The following is an 18,080-nucleotide window of genomic DNA, read 5'->3' as shown; positions in this document are numbered from 1 at the left end:
GGGGATCTCCTCAGTATTCGTGCTCGGGCTGCCAGGACAGCCGGACCTCGGCGTCCCGGAGTTTCATGACGTCCATGGACGAGGTCTGCAGGTTCTGCTGGAGCGCGACGACCCGGCCGCCGTCGGCGAGGTCGATCACGAACCGGGTGTGGGCGCCGGCGTAGACGACCTCGGCGATGGTCCCGAGGGCGCCGTCGGCGGCGGGGTCGAGGCTGAGATGGATCTTCTCGGGGCGGACGTGGACGTCGCCGATCCGGTTGGACGTGCCGACGAACGAGGCCACGAAGTCCGTCGCCGGACGCTCGTAGACCTCCGCGGGGGTGCCGACCTGCTCGATCCGGCCGCTGTTGAACACCGCGATCCGGTCGGACATGGTCAGCGCCTCGTCCTGGTCGTGGGTGACGAACACGAACGTGATCCCGGCGCGGCGCTGGATCGCCTTCAGCTCCACCTGCATCTCCTCGCGGAGCTTCAGGTCGAGGGCGCCGAGCGGCTCGTCGAGCAGCAGCACGCGGGGCTCGTTGACCAGGGCGCGGGCCAGCGCGACGCGCTGCCGCTGCCCTCCCGACAGCTGGGACGGGCTGCGCTCGCCGTACCCCTCCAGCCGGACCGAGGCCAGCGCCTCCTCCGCCCGGGCCCGCCGCTCCTTCTTGCCGACCTTCTTGACCAGCAGCCCGTACTCGACGTTCCGCCGGACGCTCAGGTGGGGGAACAGCGCGTAGTCCTGGAAGACGGTGTTGACGTCCCGGTCGAACGGCGGCAGCGCGGTGACGTCGCGCCCGGCCAGCTCGATGGTCCCGGCGGTGGGCCGCTCGAATCCGGCGATCATCCGCAGCACGGTCGTCTTGCCCGACCCCGACGGCCCGAGCATCGAGAAGAACTCCCCGTCGGAGATCTCCAGATCGACCCCGGCGACCGCGTCCACGGACCCGAAGCTCTTGCGCACGCCGCTCAACCGAACGGCCGTCTGATCAGCCATGAAATGAAAACTATGGATTCATATGTTTAATTTCAAGACACGGTCTTATAACGTGGATCCCCGCACGTAATCTCGGGAGGGCGCGATGGGGCTGGCCGATTCCCGGCTCGCGGTCTTCTCGCCCGTCGACAACACCGCCAGGGTCGACGTCGTGATCCGCCGGCTGGCCGACGCGATCGCCCTGGAGCTCCTCGCGGACGGCGAGCAGCTCCCCAGCGAGCTGGAACTGGCCTCGCAGCTCGGCGTCTCGACCGTCACGCTGCGGGAGGCGCTGGTCAGCCTGCGCCATCTCGGCCTGGTCGAGACCCGGCGCGGCAGGGGCGGCGGCTCGTTCGTCCGCACCCCCAAGCCCACCGAGGCCGGTGCCCGGCTGCACGGCCTGTCCCCGCAGGAGCTGCGCGACTTCGGCGACCACTACGCCGCGATCTCCGGCGCCGCCGCCCGGCTGGCCGCCGAGCGCGCCCTCGACGCCGAACTCGTCCCGCTGCGCCGCACCCTGGCCGACATGGCCGCCGCCGACACCCCCGCCGAGCTGCGCCGCCTCGACGGCCGCTTCCACATCGAGGTCGCCGCCGCCTCGCAGTCGGCCCGCCTCACCCGCGAGGAGATCGCGCTCCAGGCCGATGTGGGGCTGCTCCTGTGGCTCCCCTATGGGCCCGCGGACGGTCACGGCGTCGCCTGCGCCCATCGCGACATCGTTAACGCGATCGGTACCGGAGACTCCGAAACAGCCCGTACCCTTGCCGAACGGCACATCCAGGAGGCCGTGGAGCGGCTCGTCGAGCTGCGCCTGCTCGAACCCTGACCCCCGGGCCGGAACCATGCTGATCATCGACCGGGTGACCGGTCTCGCCGACCGCGTCTTCGCCACGCTCGCGGAGGTCCGCGCCGCCACCGTCGCCCTCGCCGCCACCGTCTCCGCCGAGGGACGCGACCTGCGCGCCGCCGACCTCGCCCGCCTCCGCCCGCTGCTCTACCGCAACCTCGGGCCCCTCGTCGTCGGCCTCGGCTTCGTCGCCCTGCCCGGCCTGCTCCCCGACGCCCCCTGGTACCTGGAGTGGTGGCAGTACGACCCCGAAGGCCCGCCCGGCCAGTTCCGCGTCGAGCTCGACCCCGCCCATCCCGCCTTCTACGACTACACGCGGTGGGACTGGTTCGCCGCGCCGCGCGAGGGCGTCGAACGCTCCCTGTGCGGGCCCTACGTCGACTACCTCTGCACCGACGAGTACAGCCTGACGTTCTCGATGCCCGTCCACGCCGGGGGAGCGTTCGTCGGGGTGGTCGCCGCCGACGTCTTCGTCCGCTCCTTCGAGAACCATCTGCTGCCCGCGCTCAAGGACGCCCCCTCGACCGCCTTCGTCACCAACGCCGCGGGCCGGGTCATCGCCTCCAACACCGCCCGCTGGTCCGGCGGCAGCGTGTTCCGCGGCGCCCCCGGCCTGGTGGCCGTCCCGGTGGGCGCGACCGGCCTGTCCCTGGTCGTCGCCGAGTAGCCCGCCGGGGAGTTGGCGATAGGCTGCCAGCCGGTCGGTTTCCGCGCTGGAGGGATGCAAGTGATCAAGGTCGGAGTGCTGGGCGGCAGGGGCCGGGTCGGTACCGAGGTGTGCCGCGCCGTCGAGGCCGCGGCCGACATGGAACTGGTCGCGAGCGTCGACGCGGAGGAGTCCCTCGCCCCGCTGGCCGCGGCCGACGTCGTCGTCGACTTCACCAACCCCGGCGTCGTGATGGAGAACCTGAGGTTCCTCATCGAGCACGGCGTCCACGCCGTCGTCGGCACCTCCGGATTCGAGCCCGACCGGGTCGCTCAGCTGCGCGAGTGGCAGGCCGCCACGCCCGGCTCGAAGATCCTCATCGCCCCGAACTTCGCCATCGGCGCCGTGCTGATGATGCACTTCGCGCAGCAGGCCGCCCCGTTCTTCGAGTCGGTCGAGGTCGTGGAGCTGCACCACCCGAACAAGCTCGACGCGGTCAGCGGCACCAGCTACCACACCGCCGAGCTGATCTCCGAGGCCCGTGCCAAGGCAGGGACCGGCCCCTCGCCCGACGCGACCGTCCAGGAACTCGACGGGGCGCGCGGCGCGAACGTCGAGGGCGTCCGGGTGCACTCGGTGCGGCTGTCGGGGCTCATCGCCCACCAGGAGGTGCTCCTGGGCGGCTCCGGCGAGGTGCTGACGATCCGGCACGACTCGATGAACCGCGAGTCGTTCATGCCGGGCGTCCTGCTCGGCGTCCGCAAGGTGGCCGGCCTCGGCGACGACCTCGTCGTCGGCCTCGACCCCCTGCTCGGGCTGTGAACTTCACCGACGAGCCGTGGGACTACCTCGGCGCGTCAGAGGCCGTCGACTTCGATGACGAGCGGATCCAGGCCCGGTCGTCGAAGTTCCCCGACGGGGAGATCCCCTACGCCAAGGCCGCGTTCGAGTTCGTCCGCGACGAGATCAGGCACTCCATGGACGCCGGCGACCCGCGGCGTCCCTGGCGCGCCTCGGACGTCCTGGAGCAGGGCGTCGGCCTCTGTTACGCCAAGTCGCACCTGTACGTGGCCTTCCTGCGCCTGGCGGGCATCCCGTCCGGCTTCTGCTACCAGCGGGTGGGCGCCGGCGACGAGGCCGTCGTGCACGGGCTCGTGGCCGTCCAGTTCGAGGACCACTGGGTGCGGCTCGACCCGCGCGGCGACCGTCCGGGCGTGCGCACCTGGTTCGCCACCGACGAGGACATCCCCGCCTACCGGCCGGGACCCGGCTCCGACGTCCTGGACTACCCCGAGATCTACGCGGAACCGCATCCCGCGGTGCTCGCCGCCCTGGAGTCCCCGGAAAATCCGCTTCCGTCCGATCTCGGGTGAGTTACAAGCGGATATCAGGGGATTGTGGTGATGCGAATCACTGTCCTAAGTTGACGGCGCGTTAACAAACGTGCGCCCCGGGCTCCACCCCTGCCCGGGGAGCAGGTCGTTCGCCGTCCGCGTCCGCGGCCGTCAGGCCCGGACGAGCGGAATCATGATCTCGTCGACCAGCCGCACCAGGAACTCGTCCTCCACGACCATCTTGTGCGAGCGGCAGTAGTCGAAGAACAGCGCGTACCCGGTGTCGGCGGCCAGCTCGGTCACCGCGCCCGGCCGCACGGCGCCGCGCTCCGCCCCGCGCCGCAGGATCTCCAGGACGAGCAGCTTGCTGGGCTCCTTCACGCGCTCGGCGAACACCGCATGGATCAGGACGTCGCCCCCGTCGGCCTTCATGTTCGTGAAGCGGCCGCCCTTGAGCGAGTCCATCGCGGCCCGGACGTGCCGGTAGACGGCCAGAAGATCGGTCCGCAGGTCGTCGGTGAGGGTGAGGGCCTCCATCGACGGCAGGACGTGGTTCAGCGCGTCGGCGAGCAGGGCGTCCTTGTCGGGCCAGCGCCGGTAGAGGGCGGCCTTGCCGGTGCCCGCGGCGGCGGCGACGCCCTCCATGGTGGTCTTGGCGTACCCCACGGTGACGGCCTCGTCCAGTGCGGCCTCGTAGATGGCGTTCAGGAGTTCGTCGCCTCTGCGCCGCGTGTTCACGCCCGGACCTCCTCGTGGAAAATAGTGTACGCGAGCGTTCCTTACGTGTTAGCGTCCCCGTAGATAGTGAACGTTTCCGTTCCTTATTCGGGGAGTCTCGTCCGTATGACGACCGCAACTCAGACCGTACCCACAACCCCCCTCGTCCGCCGCCCCCAGCTCGCCCTGGCAGTGATCGTCACGGGCTATCTGATGGTCGCCCTGGACACGACCGTCGTCACCGTCGCCCTGCCCGAGCTCCAGGGGGATCTCGGCTTCTCCGCCACCGGCCTGTCCTGGGTGCAGAACGGCTACATGCTGGCCTTCGGCGGGCTGCTGCTGCTCGGCGGCCGGATCGGCGACCTGTTCGGCCGCCGCAGGACCCTGGTCGCCGGGGTCGGCGTCTTCACCATCGCGTCCCTGCTCGGGGGCGTCGCGATGGAACCCTGGCAGCTCGTCGCCGCCCGGTCGGCCCAGGGCGCGGGGGCTGCCCTGGCCTCACCCGCGATGCTGGCGCTGATCGTCGAGATCTTCCAGGGGCCCGCCCGGGTCCGCGCCCTCAGCATGTTCTCCGCCGTCGTCGGCGCGGGCGCCGCCGCCGGGCTGCTGCTCGGCGGGTTCCTCACCGACGCCGCGTCCTGGCGGTGGGTCATGTTCATCAACCTGCCGATCGGGATCGTGGTGCTGGCCGCCGCGCCCCGCACCCTGCCCGAGACGCCGCGCCGCGAGGTCAGGTTCGACTTCGCGGGGGCGTTCCTGGCGACGGGCAGCGCGCTCGCCCTCGTCTACGGCTTCATCACCGCCGCCGACCGCGGCTGGCCGGACGCCGTCACGCTGGTCATGTTCGGCCTGGCGGCCGCGGGCTACACGCTGTTCGTCCTCACCCAGCGCTCCGCGCTCCAGCCCGTCCTGCCGCTGCGCCTGCTCGCCGACAGGACCCGCGCGTTCGCCTACGTCAACCTGCTGCTCGTGCCGTCCGCGCTGTTCGGGATGTTCTTCTTCACCACCCAGTACCTCCAGCAGCAGTTGCACTACGGGCCGATGCGGGCGGGGCTGGCGTTCCTGCCGCTCGCGCTCGCCCAGTTCGTGTTCGTGCGGCTGGCACCGCGGTTGCTGGCCCGCTTCGGCGCCCGCCCGATCATGATCCTCGGTTCGCTGCTGGTGTTCGGCGCGCTGCTGTGGTTCTCCCTCATCGGCGAGGGCGACGGCTACCTCGAGGCGGTGTTCGGGCCGCTGCTGCTGTTCGGCATCGGCGGCGCCTTCAGCATCATGCCGCTCAACAACACGGTTCTGCTCGGGGTCAGGCCGGAGGAGGCGGGCGCGGCCTCGGCGATCTCCCAGAGCGCCACCTGGACGGGCGGCGCCCTCGGCTCGGCAGTCCTGCTGTCGGTCTACAGCGCCGACCACGGCATGGCCGCGGGCCTGCCGGAGGTGTTCCGGGTCGCGGCCTTCGCCTTCGCCCTGCCCGCCGTCCTCATCGCGATCCTCCTGCTCCGCCCCCGCGAGGCCTAGGGAGACTGGAGGCCGTACTTGCGCAGCAGGGCGGTGCCCTCGGGGGAGGCCAGCCACGTGACGAACGCGGCGGCCTCCTTCCGGTGCTCGCTCTTGCGGACCGTCGCGGCCGGATAGACCGCCGTGACGTTCTGCGCCGCGGGGATGGCCACGCTGCTGGCCGCCGCGCCGGCCGACTTCATGTCGGTGATGTAGACCAGCCCGGCGTCGGCCTCGCCGTTGCGGACCCGGCCGAGCACGGAGCGCACGTCGATCTCCTCCGACGACGGCTTCACCGTGACGCCCGCCTTCCGCAGCGCGAGGAGGGAGTCGCGGCCGATCGGGCCCGCGTCGGTGCCGAGCACGACCCGGAGCCTGCGCCCGGCGAGCGAGGACAGCCCCCGCACCCTCCGGGGATTTCCGGGTGCCACCGCGATCGTGAGGTAGTTGCGGGCGATGACGGTCCTGCCCTCGACGTACTTGCCGATGTCGTCGAGGGTCCTGGTGTCGGCGACCGCGATGACGTCGGCGCCCGGACGGCCCTTCCTGACCTGCGCGGACAGTTCCTGCGAGCCGCCGACCGTCACCTCCAGGGTGACGCCCGGATGCGACTGCGCGTAGGCGTCGGAGATCTCGGTCATGGCGTCGCTGAGGGAGGAGTCGGCCAGGACCGCCAGCTCCACGTCGCCGTCCGGCCCGCCGCCGCAGGCCGTGGTGCCGAGCAGCACGAAAAGAAAGGGGAGGACTCGGCGCATGAATCAGAACCTATCGGGCGAGTGTCGGTGCCCGTGGCTAGGGTTGGCGCATGGATCTGACCGAGCTGCTTCCCGAGGACTGGCGTGACCGGCTGGACCTCGACCCCCTGGCGATGTCGGCGCTCAGCGCGTACGTGAGCGAGGAGTACGAGACACAGACGGTGTACCCGCCGCGCGAGGACCTCTTCAACGCGTTCCGGCACACGAGGTACGCCGACGCGCGCGTCCTCATCCTCGGCCAGGACCCCTACCACGGTCCCGGCCAGGCCCACGGGCTGAGCTTCAGCGTCCGCGAGGGCGTGAAGCTGCCCCCGTCGCTGCGCAACATCTACAAGGAGCTCGCCACGGACCTGGCCGTCGAGCCCACCAAGAACGGAGATCTGACGCGCTGGGCCGACCAGGGCGTCCTGCTGCTCAACGCGGTGCTGACCGTCCGCGCCGGAGAGGCCGCCTCGCACGCCAAGAAGGGCTGGGAGGTCTTCACCGACGCCGCGATCCGCGCGCTCAACGACAAGCAGGAGCGGGTGGTGTTCGTGCTGTGGGGGGCGTACGCGCGCAAGAAGGCCGCGCTCATCACCAACCCGCTGCACTACGTGCACGAGTCCGCGCACCCGAGTCCGCTGAGCGCCAAGCTCTTCTTCGGCACCCAGCCGTTCAGCGCCGTCAACAAGGCGCTCGCCGACGCCGGCCAGACCGAGATCGCCTGGTAACGGGATCGCCTGGTAACGGGATCGCCTGGTAACGGGATCGCCTGGTAACGGGATCGCCCGGTACGAGAGAAAAGAAAGAAGGGGCAGGTCGCCCTGCCCCTTCTCATCGCGATGATGCCCGTCAGACCTCGACGACGACCGGAACGATCATCGGACGCCTGCGGTAGGACTCGCTGACCCACTTGCCGACGACCCGGCGCATGCGCTGCCGGATCTGGTGGGTGTCGGAGACCCCGTCGTCCGCGGCTTCCTGGAGGGTCGCCCGGATACGGTCGATGATCTCGTTGAAGTCCTGGTCGCCGATACCCGCGCCGCGGGCGTGGATCTCGGGACCGGCCACGACCTTGCCCGACGTCGAGTCGACCACGACCACGACGGAGACGAAGCCCTCCTCGCCGAGGATCCGGCGGTCCTTGAGCGACGTCTCGGTGATCTCCCCGACGCTGCTGCCGTCCACGTAGACGTAGCCGGCCGGAACCGCGCCGACGATCTTCGCCTGGCCGTCGACGAGGTCGACGACCACGCCGTCCTCGGCGATGACGATGTTCTCGTCCGGGACGCCCGTGAGCGCGGCCAGCTTGGCGTGCGCCCGCAGGTGCCGCCACTCGCCGTGCACCGGCATGAAGTTCGACGGCTTGGTCAGGTTGAGCAGGAACACCAGCTCACCGGCCGAGGAGTGACCCGACACGTGGACCAGGGCGTTGCCCTTGTGCACGACGCGGGCGCCCCAGCGGGTCAGCCCGTTGATCACCCGGTTGACCGAGTTCTCGTTGCCGGGGATCAGCGACGAGGCCAGCATGACCGTGTCGCGCTCGGTGATCCGGATCTGGTGGTGGTCGCGGTTGGCCATCCGGGACAGCGCCGACATCGGCTCGCCCTGCGACCCCGTGCACACCAGCACGACCCGCTCCGGCGGCAGCTCGTCGAGCTGCTTGAGCTCGACCAGCAGGCCGTCGGGCACGTCGAGGTAGCCCAGGTCCTTGGCGACGCCCATGTTGCGGACCATCGAACGGCCCACGAAGGCGACCTTGCGGTTCGCCGCGGCCGCCGCGTTCAGCACCTGCTGGACCCGGTGGACGTGCGAGGCGAAGGAGGCGACGATGACGCGCTCCTCGGCCGTGCGGAACACGTTGTTGATGGCCGCGGAGATGTCGCGCTCCGCCGTGACGAACCCCGGCACCTCGGCGTTGGTCGAGTCCGACATCAGAAGGTCGATGCCCTCGGACCCGAGCCGCGCGAACGACGGCAGGTCGGTGAGCCGGCCGTCGAGCGGAAGCTGGTCCATCTTGAAGTCGCCGGTGTGGACGACGAGCCCGGCGGGTGTGCGGATGGCGACCGCCAGGGCGTCCGGGATCGAGTGCGTGACCGACAGGAACTCGCAGTCGAACGGGCCGACCGTGCGGCGCTCGCCGTCCGCGACGACCTGCAGGATCGGCTTGATCCGGTGTTCCTGCAGCTTGGCCTCGATCAGGGCCAGCGTCAGCCGCGAGCCGATGAGCGGAATGTCCCCGCGCTCACGCAGCAGGTACGGCACCGCTCCGATGTGGTCCTCGTGCCCGTGGGTGAGGACCACGGCCTCGATGTCGTCCAGGCGGTCCCGGATGTAGTCGAAGTCCGGCAGGATCAGGTCGACGCCGGGCTGCTCCTCCTCCGGGAAGAGCACCCCGCAGTCGACGATCAGCAGCCGCTTGTCGTACTCGAACACGGCCATGTTGCGGCCGATCTCGCCGAGCCCGCCCAGCGCGACGATGCGCAGGGCTCCGGCCGCCGGCTTCGGCGGTCTGCTCAGCTCGGGATGCGGGTGGCTCATCGGCCCACCCCGCTCATGCAGCTCACTCAGTAGCCTCCACTTTGATTCCCCCTGCGATCAGGTCTTCACGTAGCTGTGCCACGAATTCAGGCGTGGCGTCCACCAGAGGGAGGCGTACGCTCCCGCCGGGCTTGCCCAGGAGCCTCAGCGCGGCCTTGACCGCGATGACGCCCTGGGTGCGCGTCATGATCGCGGTGATCACCGGGAGCAGCCTGCGGTGGATCGCGAGCGCTCCGGCGGTGTCACCGCACTTGTATAGGTCAATCATCTCATGCAGGTCGGCGCCCGCCACGTGCCCCACGACCGAGACGAAGCCGACGGCCCCCTGGGACAGCCAGGCGAGGTTCAGCGGGTCGTCCCCGGAGTAGAAGGCCAGGTCCGTCGCCGCCATGACCCGGGAGGAGGCGAAGAGGTCGGCCTTGGCGTCCTTCACCGCGACGATCTTCTCATGCGCGCCGAGCCGGATGAGGGTGTCGACCTCGATCGGGATGCCCGCGCGGCCGGGGATGTCGTACAGCATGACCGGCAGGTCAGTGGAGTCGGCGATGGCCGTCATGTGCCGGAACACGCCCTCCTGCGGGGGCTTGTTGTAGTACGGCGTGACCGTCAGCAGGCCGTCGGCGCCGGCGTCCTGGGCCATGCGGGCCAGCTTGATGCTGTGCTGGGTGTCGTTGCTGCCCGCGCCGAACACGATCGACGCCCGGTCCCCGACCGCCTCGACGACGGCGCGCAGGACGCGCTCTTTCTCGTCGTCGTTGGTGGTGGGCGACTCTCCGGTGGTGCCGTTGATCACCAGTCCGTCGTGGCGCTGCTCCTCGACCAGGTAGGTCGCCAGGGCTGCCGCCGCGTCGAAGTCCACGGAGCCGTCCGGGTTGATCGGGGTGACCATAGCGGTCAGCATCCGGCCGAACGGGGCGTCGGGTGTAGTGCTGGGTGCCATGGCATGAACCGTACCGGAGGACGGCAGACGCCGCCGATCTACGCTCGGGGGTACGCAGATCGACGGCGTCTACCTCCGTCATCGTGACATGCATTTCCCGCGTTACGGTGGTTTTCTGGCGAGATTCCGAAACGTTACTTTCAGCCCACCATGTCGGCCAGTTCGCCCGTCCTTCCGTGGGTGAGGGATTCGGCCAGGGACGTCAGCGTGGCGCGGAGCTCCTCCACGTGCGGCGTCCGGATCAGGTCGTTCTCGCGCACCGCCCACCAGTGACCGGAACCGCCCCGGCCGATACGCCAGCCCGCGAACTCGTCGGTGAGTTCGGCCAGCGTCTGCTGCGCGCTGTACTCCATGCTCATCGCCCTCTTCCCGCGGCTTACCGGGGCCGCCGCACCGATGTTTACCCCGTGCGGGGCGTTCGGCAACACCCTTGTTGACCTGCGAAGACGTGGAAACGGGAACGTTGCAACGGGGGTATCGGGAAGGAGTGAGTTATGTCACCTTGCGTGGGGTGGCCATACCCGTCGGTAATCTGCCCAGTCCGCCTCGGAGGTCGTCCAGTCGGCGTAGACGCCCAGGCCGAACGGCTTGGCGGGGGCGCGGCCCAGCGCGTCGAGGCCCTTGCGGACCCCGCGGACGGCGACCGGAAGGGTTTCCGACCAGTCGAAGAGGGCCGGATAGGTCGGCACGCCGATGAAGACGGTGACCCGGTCGCCGATCACCCGGAGGGTGTGCTCGGTGTGCCAGGCGAAGTGCCGTCCGACCAGGCTCTCCGTCGGCATCTCCGTGTCGTAGGCCATGATCGCGACCTGGTCGACCCTGCGGGCGACCTCGCGCAGGTAGCCGTCGGTGGGGCGGGCGGGGTACTTGAAGCGGCCGGAGCGGGGCAGGAGGGCGTCGAGGACGGGCTGGGCGGCGTCGACGAGCGTCTGCTGCTCCAGGGCCACCGACAGCAGCGGGGCGATCTTCCTGGTGGCGTCGAGCAGGCCGAGGAAGGCGGTGTCGCCGGGGTAGATCGGCTCGAGGTCGTAGTGGATGCCGTCGAACCCGAGGCCGATCATGATCTGTGCGCTCGCGACCATCCGCCGGCGGTTCGCGGGGTCGTCCAGGTCGAGGACGCCGTGGCCCTCGACCACGCGGATCTGCCCGAGGTAGGCCTGGATCCGCACGTCGGGGGCGAGACGGCGCATCGCTGCGGTGAGCTCGCGGGCGTGGGCGTACTTGCCCGGCGGGATCGTCCCGTCCGGCTCGAACGGGCCCGCGTGGAAGTAGACGTCAGTGATCTTGTTCTGCCGGAGCAGCCGGACGAAGCCCGCGTACTCGGCCTCGGTGTGCGCCTCGCCGACCCACTGGTGGCGGGCCCACAGGGCGTTGGTCTCCGTGCCGCCCGCCTCGGGGTCGCCCTGCCACCAGACCCAGGTCTGGACGCCGAACAGCAGGATCAGGCCCGTCCCGAACGCGAGTATTCGCCAGACCCATTTCATGCAGGGCTTAGGGGCTGTTTCAAAGTCGGCGCCCGTGGCGAGCGGCGTCCAGGTGCGTGCCTCGCGGGGGCGGAGGAGGGAGTCGACCTGGTTGGGTCGGCGACCGACGACAACCTCGCGAGGTGCGTGCCTGGGCGCCGCGCAGTAGGGCAGTTGACTTTGAAACAGCCCCTAGACGGCCGGTTCCGCCGAAAGGTTCGTGTGGAGCCGGATCATGTGGACGGGTTCGTCCAGTTCGAGGGTCCTGGTGGCCTCGTCGGGCGCCCATCCGGCGGGCTCGAGGAAGCCGCGCAGGGCGGCGTCCTCGGTGAAGACCCAGGTGACGACCGTCGCGTAGGAGTCCTCGCGCAGCAGGTCGACGGCGGCGGCGAGCAGGCGGCTGCCGTGGCCCTCGCGGGCCCGCAACGGGTCGACGTGCAGGGCGATCAGCTCGGCGGCCGTCTCGTCCTGGTCGGGGTCGGTGGCGGGGGAGTAGGCGGCGAAGCCGGTGACGATCCCCTCGGCGACCGCGACGAGCAGCCGGTGCCGGGCGGGCGCCGCGGCGGCCTCGGCCCACTGCTCGCGGAACCGCCCGACGCCCTCGGGCAGGGCGGCGAGGGTCTCGGCGGGCATGAACCCCCGGTAGGCCGACTGCCAGGCCCTGACCTGGATCTCCGCCACCGCCGCGGCGTCGCCGCGCCGCGCTTCCCGTACGCCCACATCCGCCTTCATGAGCCGCAACGCTACTGGGTCGGCCCGGGGCCGGGCGTCCGGCGGGCCCGGTAGGCCCTGGTCTTGGTGCGGTTTCCGCAGACCTTCATGTCGCACCAGGTGCGGGAACGGTTCCTGGACGTGTCGAGGAACGACCAGCGGCAGTCCTCGGCGGGACAGATCTTGAGCCGGATCCAGGTGCCGTCGGACCTCGCCTCCACGAGGGCCGCGGCCAGCCAGGCGGCGGGGTCTCCGGCCGCGGGCAGGAGCCGGGGGCCGCCGGGCCCGTGGCCGACGCGCAGCGGATAGGGCCGCAGGGCGGCGTCCAGCGCGGCGGGGTCGCCCTCGCCGCCGTCGTGGTGGGCGGCCATCGCCGCGCGCAGCGCCTCTCGCAGCGCGAGAGCGTTCCCGAGGTCGGGTTCCGCGGCCGGGCCCGGGGTGCCCGGGTCCGGGGTGTCCGGGTCCGGGGCGTCCGGGTCCGGGGCGTTCAGGTCCCGCTCGTCCAGCCAGGCGGCGAGATCGGCGGGGGAGCCGAGCGCGTCGGCCGATTCCTCGACGTCCAGGGTGTTCGCGAAGTCCCTCAGCAGGAGCGCGGCGTTCTCGTTCATCGACACCAGTGTAACCGTTTAGCCGGTTGCGAGGAAGGCGACACCGGCGTAGCGTCATAGGTGGTGTCGAACTGCCGGAGGTGCACGATGAACGCCCTGCCCTACCTCGCCAAGCTGGCCCTCGACCGGGCCCGTGCCGCGGAAGAGGACCGGAGGACCCGGCTCGCGCCCGAGGCTCAGTCCCGCAGCGCCGCCGCCAGCCGCCGCACGCCCTCGGACAGCGCTTCGTCCGTGGCGGTGCTGTAGCTGAGGCGCAGATGCGGCGCGGGCGGCTCGGCCGGGAAGTAGGGCCGGCCGGGACCGACCAGGACCCCGTTCGCCCGGGCGGCGTCGCGCACCAGCAGGTCGTCCCGCCCGTCGGGCAGCCGCACCCACAGGTGCAGGCCGCCCTGCGGGAGCCGGGTGAGATGGGCCTCCGGCAGATGCTCGGCGAGCGCCGCGGCGAGCACGTCGCGGCGGCGGCGCAGGTCGGCCGAGACCGCGCGCAGATGGCGCGGCCAGGCGGGCGAGGTCACCAGCTCCAGCGCGGTCTCCTGGAGCGGCCGGGCGGGGAAGAAGGACTCCACGAGCTGGGTCGCCCGCAGCCGCTCCGCTACCGGGCCGCGGGCGACGACCCCCGCGATCCGCAGCGACGGAGCGGTCGCCTTGGTCAGCGAGGCGATGTGGATGACCGTCCCGTCCCGGTCGCCGGTGACCAGGGGCGGCGGGGGAGAGGTGATCGCGAGGTGGCGGGCGTAGTCGTCCTCGATCACGAACGCTCCCGCCGCCCTGGCGACCTCGACGACCTCGCGGCGGCGCTCGGGCGAGAGCACGACGCCCGTCGGGTTCTGGAAGGTGGGCTGCGTGTAGAACGCCCGCGCCCCGGTCATCGCGAACGCCTCGGCGAGCAGGCCCGGCCTGACCCCGTCACCGTCCATCGGCACCGGCACCGGGCTCAGCCCCGCCGCCCTGGCCGCGGAGATCGCCCCGTGGTAGGTCGGCGACTCCATCAGCAGCGGCGCGCCGGGCTGCAGCACCGACCGCAGGATCGTCCAGAGCGCGGCCTGGCCGCCGTCGGCGATCAGCACGTCGCCGGGATCGGCGCCGACCAGTGAGCCGAACCAGGCGCGCAGCTCGGGGATGCCGCTGAGCGGCGGCACCCCCCAGGCGTTCGGCCGCCGGGCCGCGCGGGCGCTCGCTGCGGCCAGCGCCCGCAGCGGCTGCGCCTCGTCCGGCAGATAGCCGCCGATCAGCGCGATCGCCCCCGCCGGGGCGGGAGCCAGCAGCTGCGAGAGCCCGTCCACGTCCAGGGCGCGGTGCCCGAGCGGCACCGACTGCCAGCCGAAGTCCACCGGACCGCTACCGCTCCTGCGCTCGGCGACGAAGGTGCCGCTCCCCGGCCGGGTCACCACGACGCCCTCCGCCGCCAGCAGCGCGAGGGCACGTGAGACGGTCACCGGGCTCACGCGGTAGCGCTCGACCAGCATCCGGCTCGACGACAGCCGCTCCCCACCCCGCATCCCGGCGGCCTCGGCCCTCAGGTTCCGGGCGAGAGAGGCCACACTGCTATCGTTGGACATGAGAGATAACGATAGCGCTACTGGTGAAATGCGAAGAGCGCTCCTCCTGGCCTTCCTCGGCGTCCTGTCCTTCTCCTTCACCTTTCCCGGCACTCTCTGGGCCCTCGACGGCCTCGGCCCGTACCTGGTCGCGATCGGCCGGGCCGTCCTCGCCGCGGCCTTCGCCGCCACGGCGCTGACGGCCGTCCACCTGGGGTCGAGGCGGTCGCCGTCCGGGTCGCGCCTGACGGTGCCGCGCGGGCGGCAGTGGCGCGGCCTGGCGATCGTCGGGGTCGGCGTGGTGTTCGGCTTCCCCGTGCTGTCCACGCTCGCCCTGGACTTCGGAGCCTCGTCGGCGCACGCCGCGGTGGTGATCGGGCTCCTCCCCGCCGCGACCGCGATCGCCGGGGTCGTGCGGGCGGGGGAGCGGGCGCCGTGGCGGTTCTGGCTGGCCGCCGCCTGCGGGGCCCTGTGCGTGACCCTGTTCACCGTGACGCGCGGCGACGGCGGATTCGGCGCGCAGGACCTGCTGCTGGTGGGGGCGCTGCTGCTGGCGGCCGTCGGCTACGCGGAGGGCGGGGCCCTGGCCCGTGAGATGCCCGCCTGGCAGGTGATCTGCTGGGCGCTGGTGCTGTGGACGCCGGTCACCGTCCCCGCCACCCTCTGGCTGCTGGCGACCACGGACCCGCACTGGACGGGCAGGGCCGCCGCCGGCTTCCTCTACGTCTCGGCGTTCTCGATGTTCCTCGGCTTCTTCGCCTGGTACGCGGGGTTGGCCAGGGCCGGGATCGCCCGCGCCAGCCAGATCCAGCTCCTCCAGCCGCTGCTGACCCTGGTCTGGTCGGCATGGCTCCTGCACGAGCGCCTCGACTGGGCCACCGGGCTGACGGCCGTCGCGGTCGTGGCGTGCGTGGCGTGGACCCAGCGCTCCCGCACGAGCGCCCCGGCGCGCCCCGCGGCCCCCGCCCCGCTGGCCGTCCCGCGCTGATCCGGGCCCGTCCGCGCGACGCCGCCGGGTCGCGTGGGTCACACGGGGCGGTGCGGGGCGGTCACGAGGCGGGGTTATCGTTTCAGCGAAGCTCTCGAACCCCTTTCGATCAGGATGATGATGCGTGCGCCGGTGACCGCTGAACCGCAGGACCAGGCGCGCGACGCCGGGAACCGGCGCTGGCTCGGGCTGGCGGTGATCAGCCTGGGCGTGTCCCTGATCGTGGTCGACGCCACCGTGGTGAACGTCCTGCTGCCGAGCATCGTCGAGGAACTGGGGCTGCGGGCCACCGACGCCGAGTGGCTGACCTCGGTCTACTCACTCGTCTTCGCCGCACTGATGATCTCCTGCGGGCGGATCGCCGATCTCGTCGGGCGGCGGCGGATGTTCGTCATCGGCACCGGCGTCTTCGTGGTCGCCAGCCTCCTCGCGGCGATGGCCGCCACCGGCGGGGCCCTGGTCGGGGCCCGCGCGCTCCAGGGCGTCGGCGCGGCGATGATCATGCCCGCGACGCTCTCGACCATCAACACCCTGTTCTCGGGCAGGGACCGGGCGGTCGCCTTCGGCATCTGGGGCTCCATGATCGCCGGAATGGCCGCGGTCGGGCCGCTGCTCGGCGGCTGGCTGGCCACCTCGCACGGCTGGCGCTGGGCGTTCACGATCAACCTGCCGCTGGGCGTCCTGCTGGTCCTCGGGGTGCTGCGCTACATCCCCGAGACCCGCGACCCCGACGGCCGTCCCGGGATCGACTGGGGCGGCGGGGTGCTGTCGGCCCTCGGGCTCGGCGCCCTGGTGTTCGCGCTGATCGAGGGCCAGACCTTCGGCTGGTGGACCTCCCAGAAGGACGGCTGGCCGCTGACGCCCGTCCCGTTCGCGCTGGGCGGCTCCGTCGTCCTGCTGAGCCTGCTCGTCGTGCTGGAGCGCCGGCGCGCCAGGGCCGGCAAGGCCGTCATGCTCGACCTGACCCTCTTCGAGATCGCCAGCTTCCGGCGCGGCAACATCGCCGCCTCGCTCATCAGCGTCGGGGAGCTCGGACTGCTGTTCGTGCTGCCGCTGTTCCTCCAGGGCGCCCACGGCGACTCCCCGCTCCAGATCGTCGTGGCGATCCTGCCGCTGGCCATCGGCGCGTTCTTCTCCGGCGGCCTCGCCGCCCGGCTCGCCCAGCGCGCGGGCCCCGCCCGGGTCGTCCAGTACGGCATGGCCGCCGAGGTCGCCGCGGTCCTGGCGATCGGCCTGACCACCCACGCCGGGACGACCGGCTACGGGCTGGCCCCCTGGATGCTCATGTACGGCATCGGCCTCGGCATGACCTCGGCCCAGCTGTCGAACGTCGCGCTGGCCGAGGTGCCGCCGGGCCAGTCGGGGCAGGCCTCCGGCACCCAGTCGACCGCCCGCCAGGTCGGCTCCGCGCTCGGCATCGCCCTCATCGGGACCGTGTTCGCCACCAGCCTCGGCCACGCCATGCAGGCCAGGACGGGCGACGCCGAGGTGGCCCGCGAGCTCCAGAGCAACGTCGGCACCACGATCGCCGACCTGTCGCCCGTCCAGGCGGACGCCGCGGTCGAATCGCTGGCGGTGGCCACGGGTCGAGCGGCCCTGGTGACGGCCGGTATCCTCGGCGTCGGCCTGATCATGACCCTCCGCCTGCGCAGAAAAGACACATGAACCCTTGGATCGCCGGGGCGCGCCCCAGAACACTTCCCGCAGCCGTCGTCCCGGTCGCCGTCGGCACCGGTGTGGCGATCGGCTCGGACTCCTTCGTGGGATGGCGGGCGCTGGTCGCGCTGTTCGTGGGCCTGTCGCTCCAGGTGGGCGTCAACTACGCCAACGACTACAGCGACGGGGTCAAGGGGACCGACGAGAACCGGGTCGGGCCGCTGCGCCTCGTCGGCTCCGGCACCAAGCCCGCCAAGCAGGTCCTGGCGGCCGCGCTGATCTGCTTCGCGCTCGCCGGGGTCGCCGGCCTCGTGCTCGCCGCCGTGTCGAGCTGGTGGATCCTGCTGGTCGGCGCCGCCGCCATCGCCGCCGCCTGGTTCTACACCGGCGGCAAGACGCCCTACGGCTACCGGGCGCTGGGCGAGCTGTCGGTCTTCGTGTTCTTCGGCCTCGTCGCCGTGGTCGGCACGGCCTATGTGCAGATCGAGGCGCTGCCGTGGGTGGCGTGGGCCGCCGCGGTCCCGGTCGGGCTGCTGGCCTGCGCGATGCTCGTGGTCAACAACCTCCGCGACCTCGACACCGACGCCATGACCGGCAAGAGGACCCTCGCCGTGGTGCTCGGCGACCCGATCACCCGGGTGCTGTTCACCCTCTGCCTGTCGCTGCCTTTCACGGTCGTCCTCGGCATCGCCATCGCCCGCCCGTGGGCGCTGCTGGCCCTGTTCGCCGCGCCCCTCACCATCGGCCCCAGCCGGACGGTCCTGGCGGGCGCCCAGGGCCCCGCGCTGATCAAGGTCCTGGGCGAGACCGGCAGGCTCCAGCTCGTCTTCGGCGCCCTGCTGACCCTCGGTCTCGCGCTGTAGAAATGATCGGGCGACACGCCGCCCGATATCTCCTGGCCTTTCCCT

The 18,080-nt window shown here is 71.6% G+C and carries 19 protein-coding genes; 9 read left to right on the top strand and 10 right to left on the bottom strand.

Features of this window, described 5'->3' with window-relative positions:
* Positions 1–10: 10 nt before the first annotated feature.
* Entirely contained in the window at positions 11–979 is a 969-nt protein-coding gene (locus tag ABD785_RS36210; RefSeq protein ID WP_344837844.1) for an ABC transporter ATP-binding protein, read from the bottom strand.
* An 85-nt stretch (positions 980–1,064) separates the two neighbouring features.
* Between ABD785_RS36210 and ABD785_RS36205 the strand changes: the two genes are divergently transcribed.
* The 4 genes from ABD785_RS36205 to ABD785_RS36190 are packed head-to-tail and all read left to right on the top strand — an operon-like array spanning position 1,065 to position 3,824.
* Positions 1,065–1,784: a FadR/GntR family transcriptional regulator gene (locus ABD785_RS36205; protein WP_344837842.1), complete on the top strand. Its 720-nt coding sequence runs from the start codon at positions 1,065–1,067 to the stop codon at positions 1,782–1,784.
* Between the two features lie 16 nt (positions 1,785–1,800).
* Positions 1,801–2,472, top strand: a complete 672-nt coding sequence (locus tag ABD785_RS36200; protein ID WP_344837840.1) for a cache domain-containing protein — start codon at positions 1,801–1,803, stop codon at positions 2,470–2,472.
* A gap of 60 nt (positions 2,473–2,532) precedes the next feature.
* A complete protein-coding gene (gene dapB, locus ABD785_RS36195; protein ID WP_344837839.1) occupies positions 2,533–3,273 on the top strand; it encodes a 4-hydroxy-tetrahydrodipicolinate reductase in 741 nt (246 codons plus the stop codon).
* The gene (locus ABD785_RS36190) at positions 3,270–3,824 is read left to right on the top strand and encodes a transglutaminase-like domain-containing protein (RefSeq protein WP_344837837.1); all 555 of its coding nucleotides are present in this window, start codon (positions 3,270–3,272) and stop codon (positions 3,822–3,824) included. The genes dapB and ABD785_RS36190 overlap by 4 nt, the downstream gene beginning before the upstream one ends.
* Positions 3,825–3,956: 132 nt before the next feature.
* Here ABD785_RS36190 and ABD785_RS36185 read toward each other — a convergent pair whose 3' ends face one another.
* A complete protein-coding gene (locus ABD785_RS36185) occupies positions 3,957–4,523 on the bottom strand; it encodes a TetR family transcriptional regulator (RefSeq protein WP_344837835.1) in 567 nt (188 codons plus the stop codon).
* Positions 4,524–4,628: 105 nt separating this feature from the next.
* Here ABD785_RS36185 and ABD785_RS36180 point away from each other — a divergent pair, with 105 nt between their 5' ends.
* Positions 4,629–6,014, top strand: coding sequence for an MFS transporter (locus ABD785_RS36180; protein ID WP_344837834.1), 1,386 nt, complete (start codon positions 4,629–4,631; stop codon positions 6,012–6,014).
* On the opposite strand, the gene modA is transcribed toward ABD785_RS36180, so the two are convergent.
* The gene (gene modA / locus ABD785_RS36175; protein ID WP_344837832.1) at positions 6,011–6,748 is read right to left on the bottom strand and encodes a molybdate ABC transporter substrate-binding protein; all 738 of its coding nucleotides are present in this window, start codon (positions 6,746–6,748) and stop codon (positions 6,011–6,013) included. The genes ABD785_RS36180 and modA overlap by 4 nt on opposite strands.
* 50 nt (positions 6,749–6,798) lie before the next feature.
* Here modA and ABD785_RS36170 point away from each other — a divergent pair, with 50 nt between their 5' ends.
* On the top strand, positions 6,799–7,458 hold the full coding sequence (locus ABD785_RS36170) for a uracil-DNA glycosylase (protein ID WP_344837830.1): 660 nt from the start codon (positions 6,799–6,801) through the stop codon (positions 7,456–7,458).
* A gap of 121 nt (positions 7,459–7,579) precedes the next feature.
* Here the strand turns inward: ABD785_RS36170 and ABD785_RS36165 are convergent, their stop codons facing one another.
* The 7 genes from ABD785_RS36165 to ABD785_RS36135 form a co-directional block, all read right to left on the bottom strand.
* Positions 7,580–9,268: a ribonuclease J gene (locus tag ABD785_RS36165; protein WP_344837827.1), complete on the bottom strand. Its 1,689-nt coding sequence runs from the start codon at positions 9,266–9,268 to the stop codon at positions 7,580–7,582.
* Positions 9,269–9,290: 22 nt separating this feature from the next.
* A complete protein-coding gene (dapA, locus tag ABD785_RS36160; protein ID WP_344837825.1) occupies positions 9,291–10,208 on the bottom strand; it encodes a 4-hydroxy-tetrahydrodipicolinate synthase in 918 nt (305 codons plus the stop codon).
* A gap of 140 nt (positions 10,209–10,348) precedes the next feature.
* Positions 10,349–10,567 carry a hypothetical protein gene (locus tag ABD785_RS36155; protein ID WP_344837822.1) on the bottom strand — a complete coding sequence of 73 codons (219 nt, stop codon included), beginning with the start codon at positions 10,565–10,567 and terminating at the stop codon, positions 10,349–10,351.
* Positions 10,568–10,705: 138 nt separating this feature from the next.
* Positions 10,706–11,692, bottom strand: a complete 987-nt coding sequence (locus ABD785_RS36150) for a glycoside hydrolase family 18 protein (protein ID WP_344837820.1) — start codon at positions 11,690–11,692, stop codon at positions 10,706–10,708.
* A 171-nt stretch (positions 11,693–11,863) separates the two neighbouring features.
* Entirely contained in the window at positions 11,864–12,403 is a 540-nt protein-coding gene (locus ABD785_RS36145) for a GNAT family N-acetyltransferase (RefSeq protein ID WP_344837819.1), read from the bottom strand.
* 11 nt (positions 12,404–12,414) lie between these two features.
* Complete coding sequence (locus ABD785_RS36140; RefSeq protein ID WP_344837816.1) at positions 12,415–12,990, bottom strand: CGNR zinc finger domain-containing protein; 576 nt, start codon at positions 12,988–12,990, stop codon at positions 12,415–12,417.
* A 176-nt stretch (positions 12,991–13,166) separates the two neighbouring features.
* Positions 13,167–14,531 (bottom strand): aminotransferase-like domain-containing protein, encoded by a 1,365-nt coding sequence (locus ABD785_RS36135; protein ID WP_425547865.1) that lies wholly within the window; start codon positions 14,529–14,531, stop codon positions 13,167–13,169.
* A 46-nt stretch (positions 14,532–14,577) separates the two neighbouring features.
* Here ABD785_RS36135 and ABD785_RS36130 point away from each other — a divergent pair, with 46 nt between their 5' ends.
* The 3 genes from ABD785_RS36130 to ABD785_RS36120 all read left to right on the top strand — a co-directional run bounded on the left by ABD785_RS36130 (position 14,578) and on the right by ABD785_RS36120 (position 18,035).
* Positions 14,578–15,516, top strand: a complete 939-nt coding sequence (locus ABD785_RS36130; protein ID WP_344837813.1) for a DMT family transporter — start codon at positions 14,578–14,580, stop codon at positions 15,514–15,516.
* 132 nt (positions 15,517–15,648) lie between these two features.
* Positions 15,649–17,181, top strand: coding sequence for an MFS transporter (locus tag ABD785_RS36125; protein ID WP_344837810.1), 1,533 nt, complete (start codon positions 15,649–15,651; stop codon positions 17,179–17,181).
* Positions 17,178–18,035, top strand: a complete 858-nt coding sequence (locus ABD785_RS36120) for a 1,4-dihydroxy-2-naphthoate polyprenyltransferase (protein ID WP_344837808.1) — start codon at positions 17,178–17,180, stop codon at positions 18,033–18,035. The genes ABD785_RS36125 and ABD785_RS36120 overlap by 4 nt, the downstream gene beginning before the upstream one ends.
* Positions 18,036–18,080: the final 45 nt, after the last annotated feature.

Source organism: Actinocorallia longicatena, from assembly GCF_039534125.1.
Lineage (GTDB): Bacteria > Actinomycetota > Actinomycetes > Streptosporangiales > Streptosporangiaceae > Actinocorallia > Actinocorallia longicatena.
This window is presented reverse-complemented; position numbering and strand designations above follow the sequence as displayed.

Bases quoted from the DNA above. Each gene is read 5' to 3' on its own strand.
- ABD785_RS36170 (WP_344837830.1), top strand. From the start codon at position 6,799: ATGGATCTGACCGAGCTGCTTCCCGAGGACTGGCGTGACCGGCTGGAC.
- ABD785_RS36140 (WP_344837816.1), bottom strand. From the start codon at position 12,990: ATGAACGAGAACGCCGCGCTCCTGCTGAGGGACTTCGCGAACACCCTG.
- ABD785_RS36130 (WP_344837813.1), top strand. From the start codon at position 14,578: ATGCGAAGAGCGCTCCTCCTGGCCTTCCTCGGCGTCCTGTCCTTCTCC.
- ABD785_RS36165 (WP_344837827.1), bottom strand. From the start codon at position 9,268: ATGAGCCACCCGCATCCCGAGCTGAGCAGACCGCCGAAGCCGGCGGCC.
- modA (WP_344837832.1), bottom strand. From the start codon at position 6,748: ATGCGCCGAGTCCTCCCCTTTCTTTTCGTGCTGCTCGGCACCACGGCC.
- dapA (WP_344837825.1), bottom strand. From the start codon at position 10,208: ATGGCACCCAGCACTACACCCGACGCCCCGTTCGGCCGGATGCTGACC.
- ABD785_RS36155 (WP_344837822.1), bottom strand. From the start codon at position 10,567: ATGAGCATGGAGTACAGCGCGCAGCAGACGCTGGCCGAACTCACCGAC.
- ABD785_RS36120 (WP_344837808.1), top strand. From the start codon at position 17,178: ATGAACCCTTGGATCGCCGGGGCGCGCCCCAGAACACTTCCCGCAGCC.
- ABD785_RS36200 (WP_344837840.1), top strand. From the start codon at position 1,801: ATGCTGATCATCGACCGGGTGACCGGTCTCGCCGACCGCGTCTTCGCC.
- ABD785_RS36150 (WP_344837820.1), bottom strand. From the start codon at position 11,692: ATGAAATGGGTCTGGCGAATACTCGCGTTCGGGACGGGCCTGATCCTG.
- ABD785_RS36210 (WP_344837844.1), bottom strand. From the start codon at position 979: ATGGCTGATCAGACGGCCGTTCGGTTGAGCGGCGTGCGCAAGAGCTTC.
- ABD785_RS36205 (WP_344837842.1), top strand. From the start codon at position 1,065: ATGGGGCTGGCCGATTCCCGGCTCGCGGTCTTCTCGCCCGTCGACAAC.
- ABD785_RS36180 (WP_344837834.1), top strand. From the start codon at position 4,629: ATGACGACCGCAACTCAGACCGTACCCACAACCCCCCTCGTCCGCCGC.
- ABD785_RS36145 (WP_344837819.1), bottom strand. From the start codon at position 12,403: ATGAAGGCGGATGTGGGCGTACGGGAAGCGCGGCGCGGCGACGCCGCG.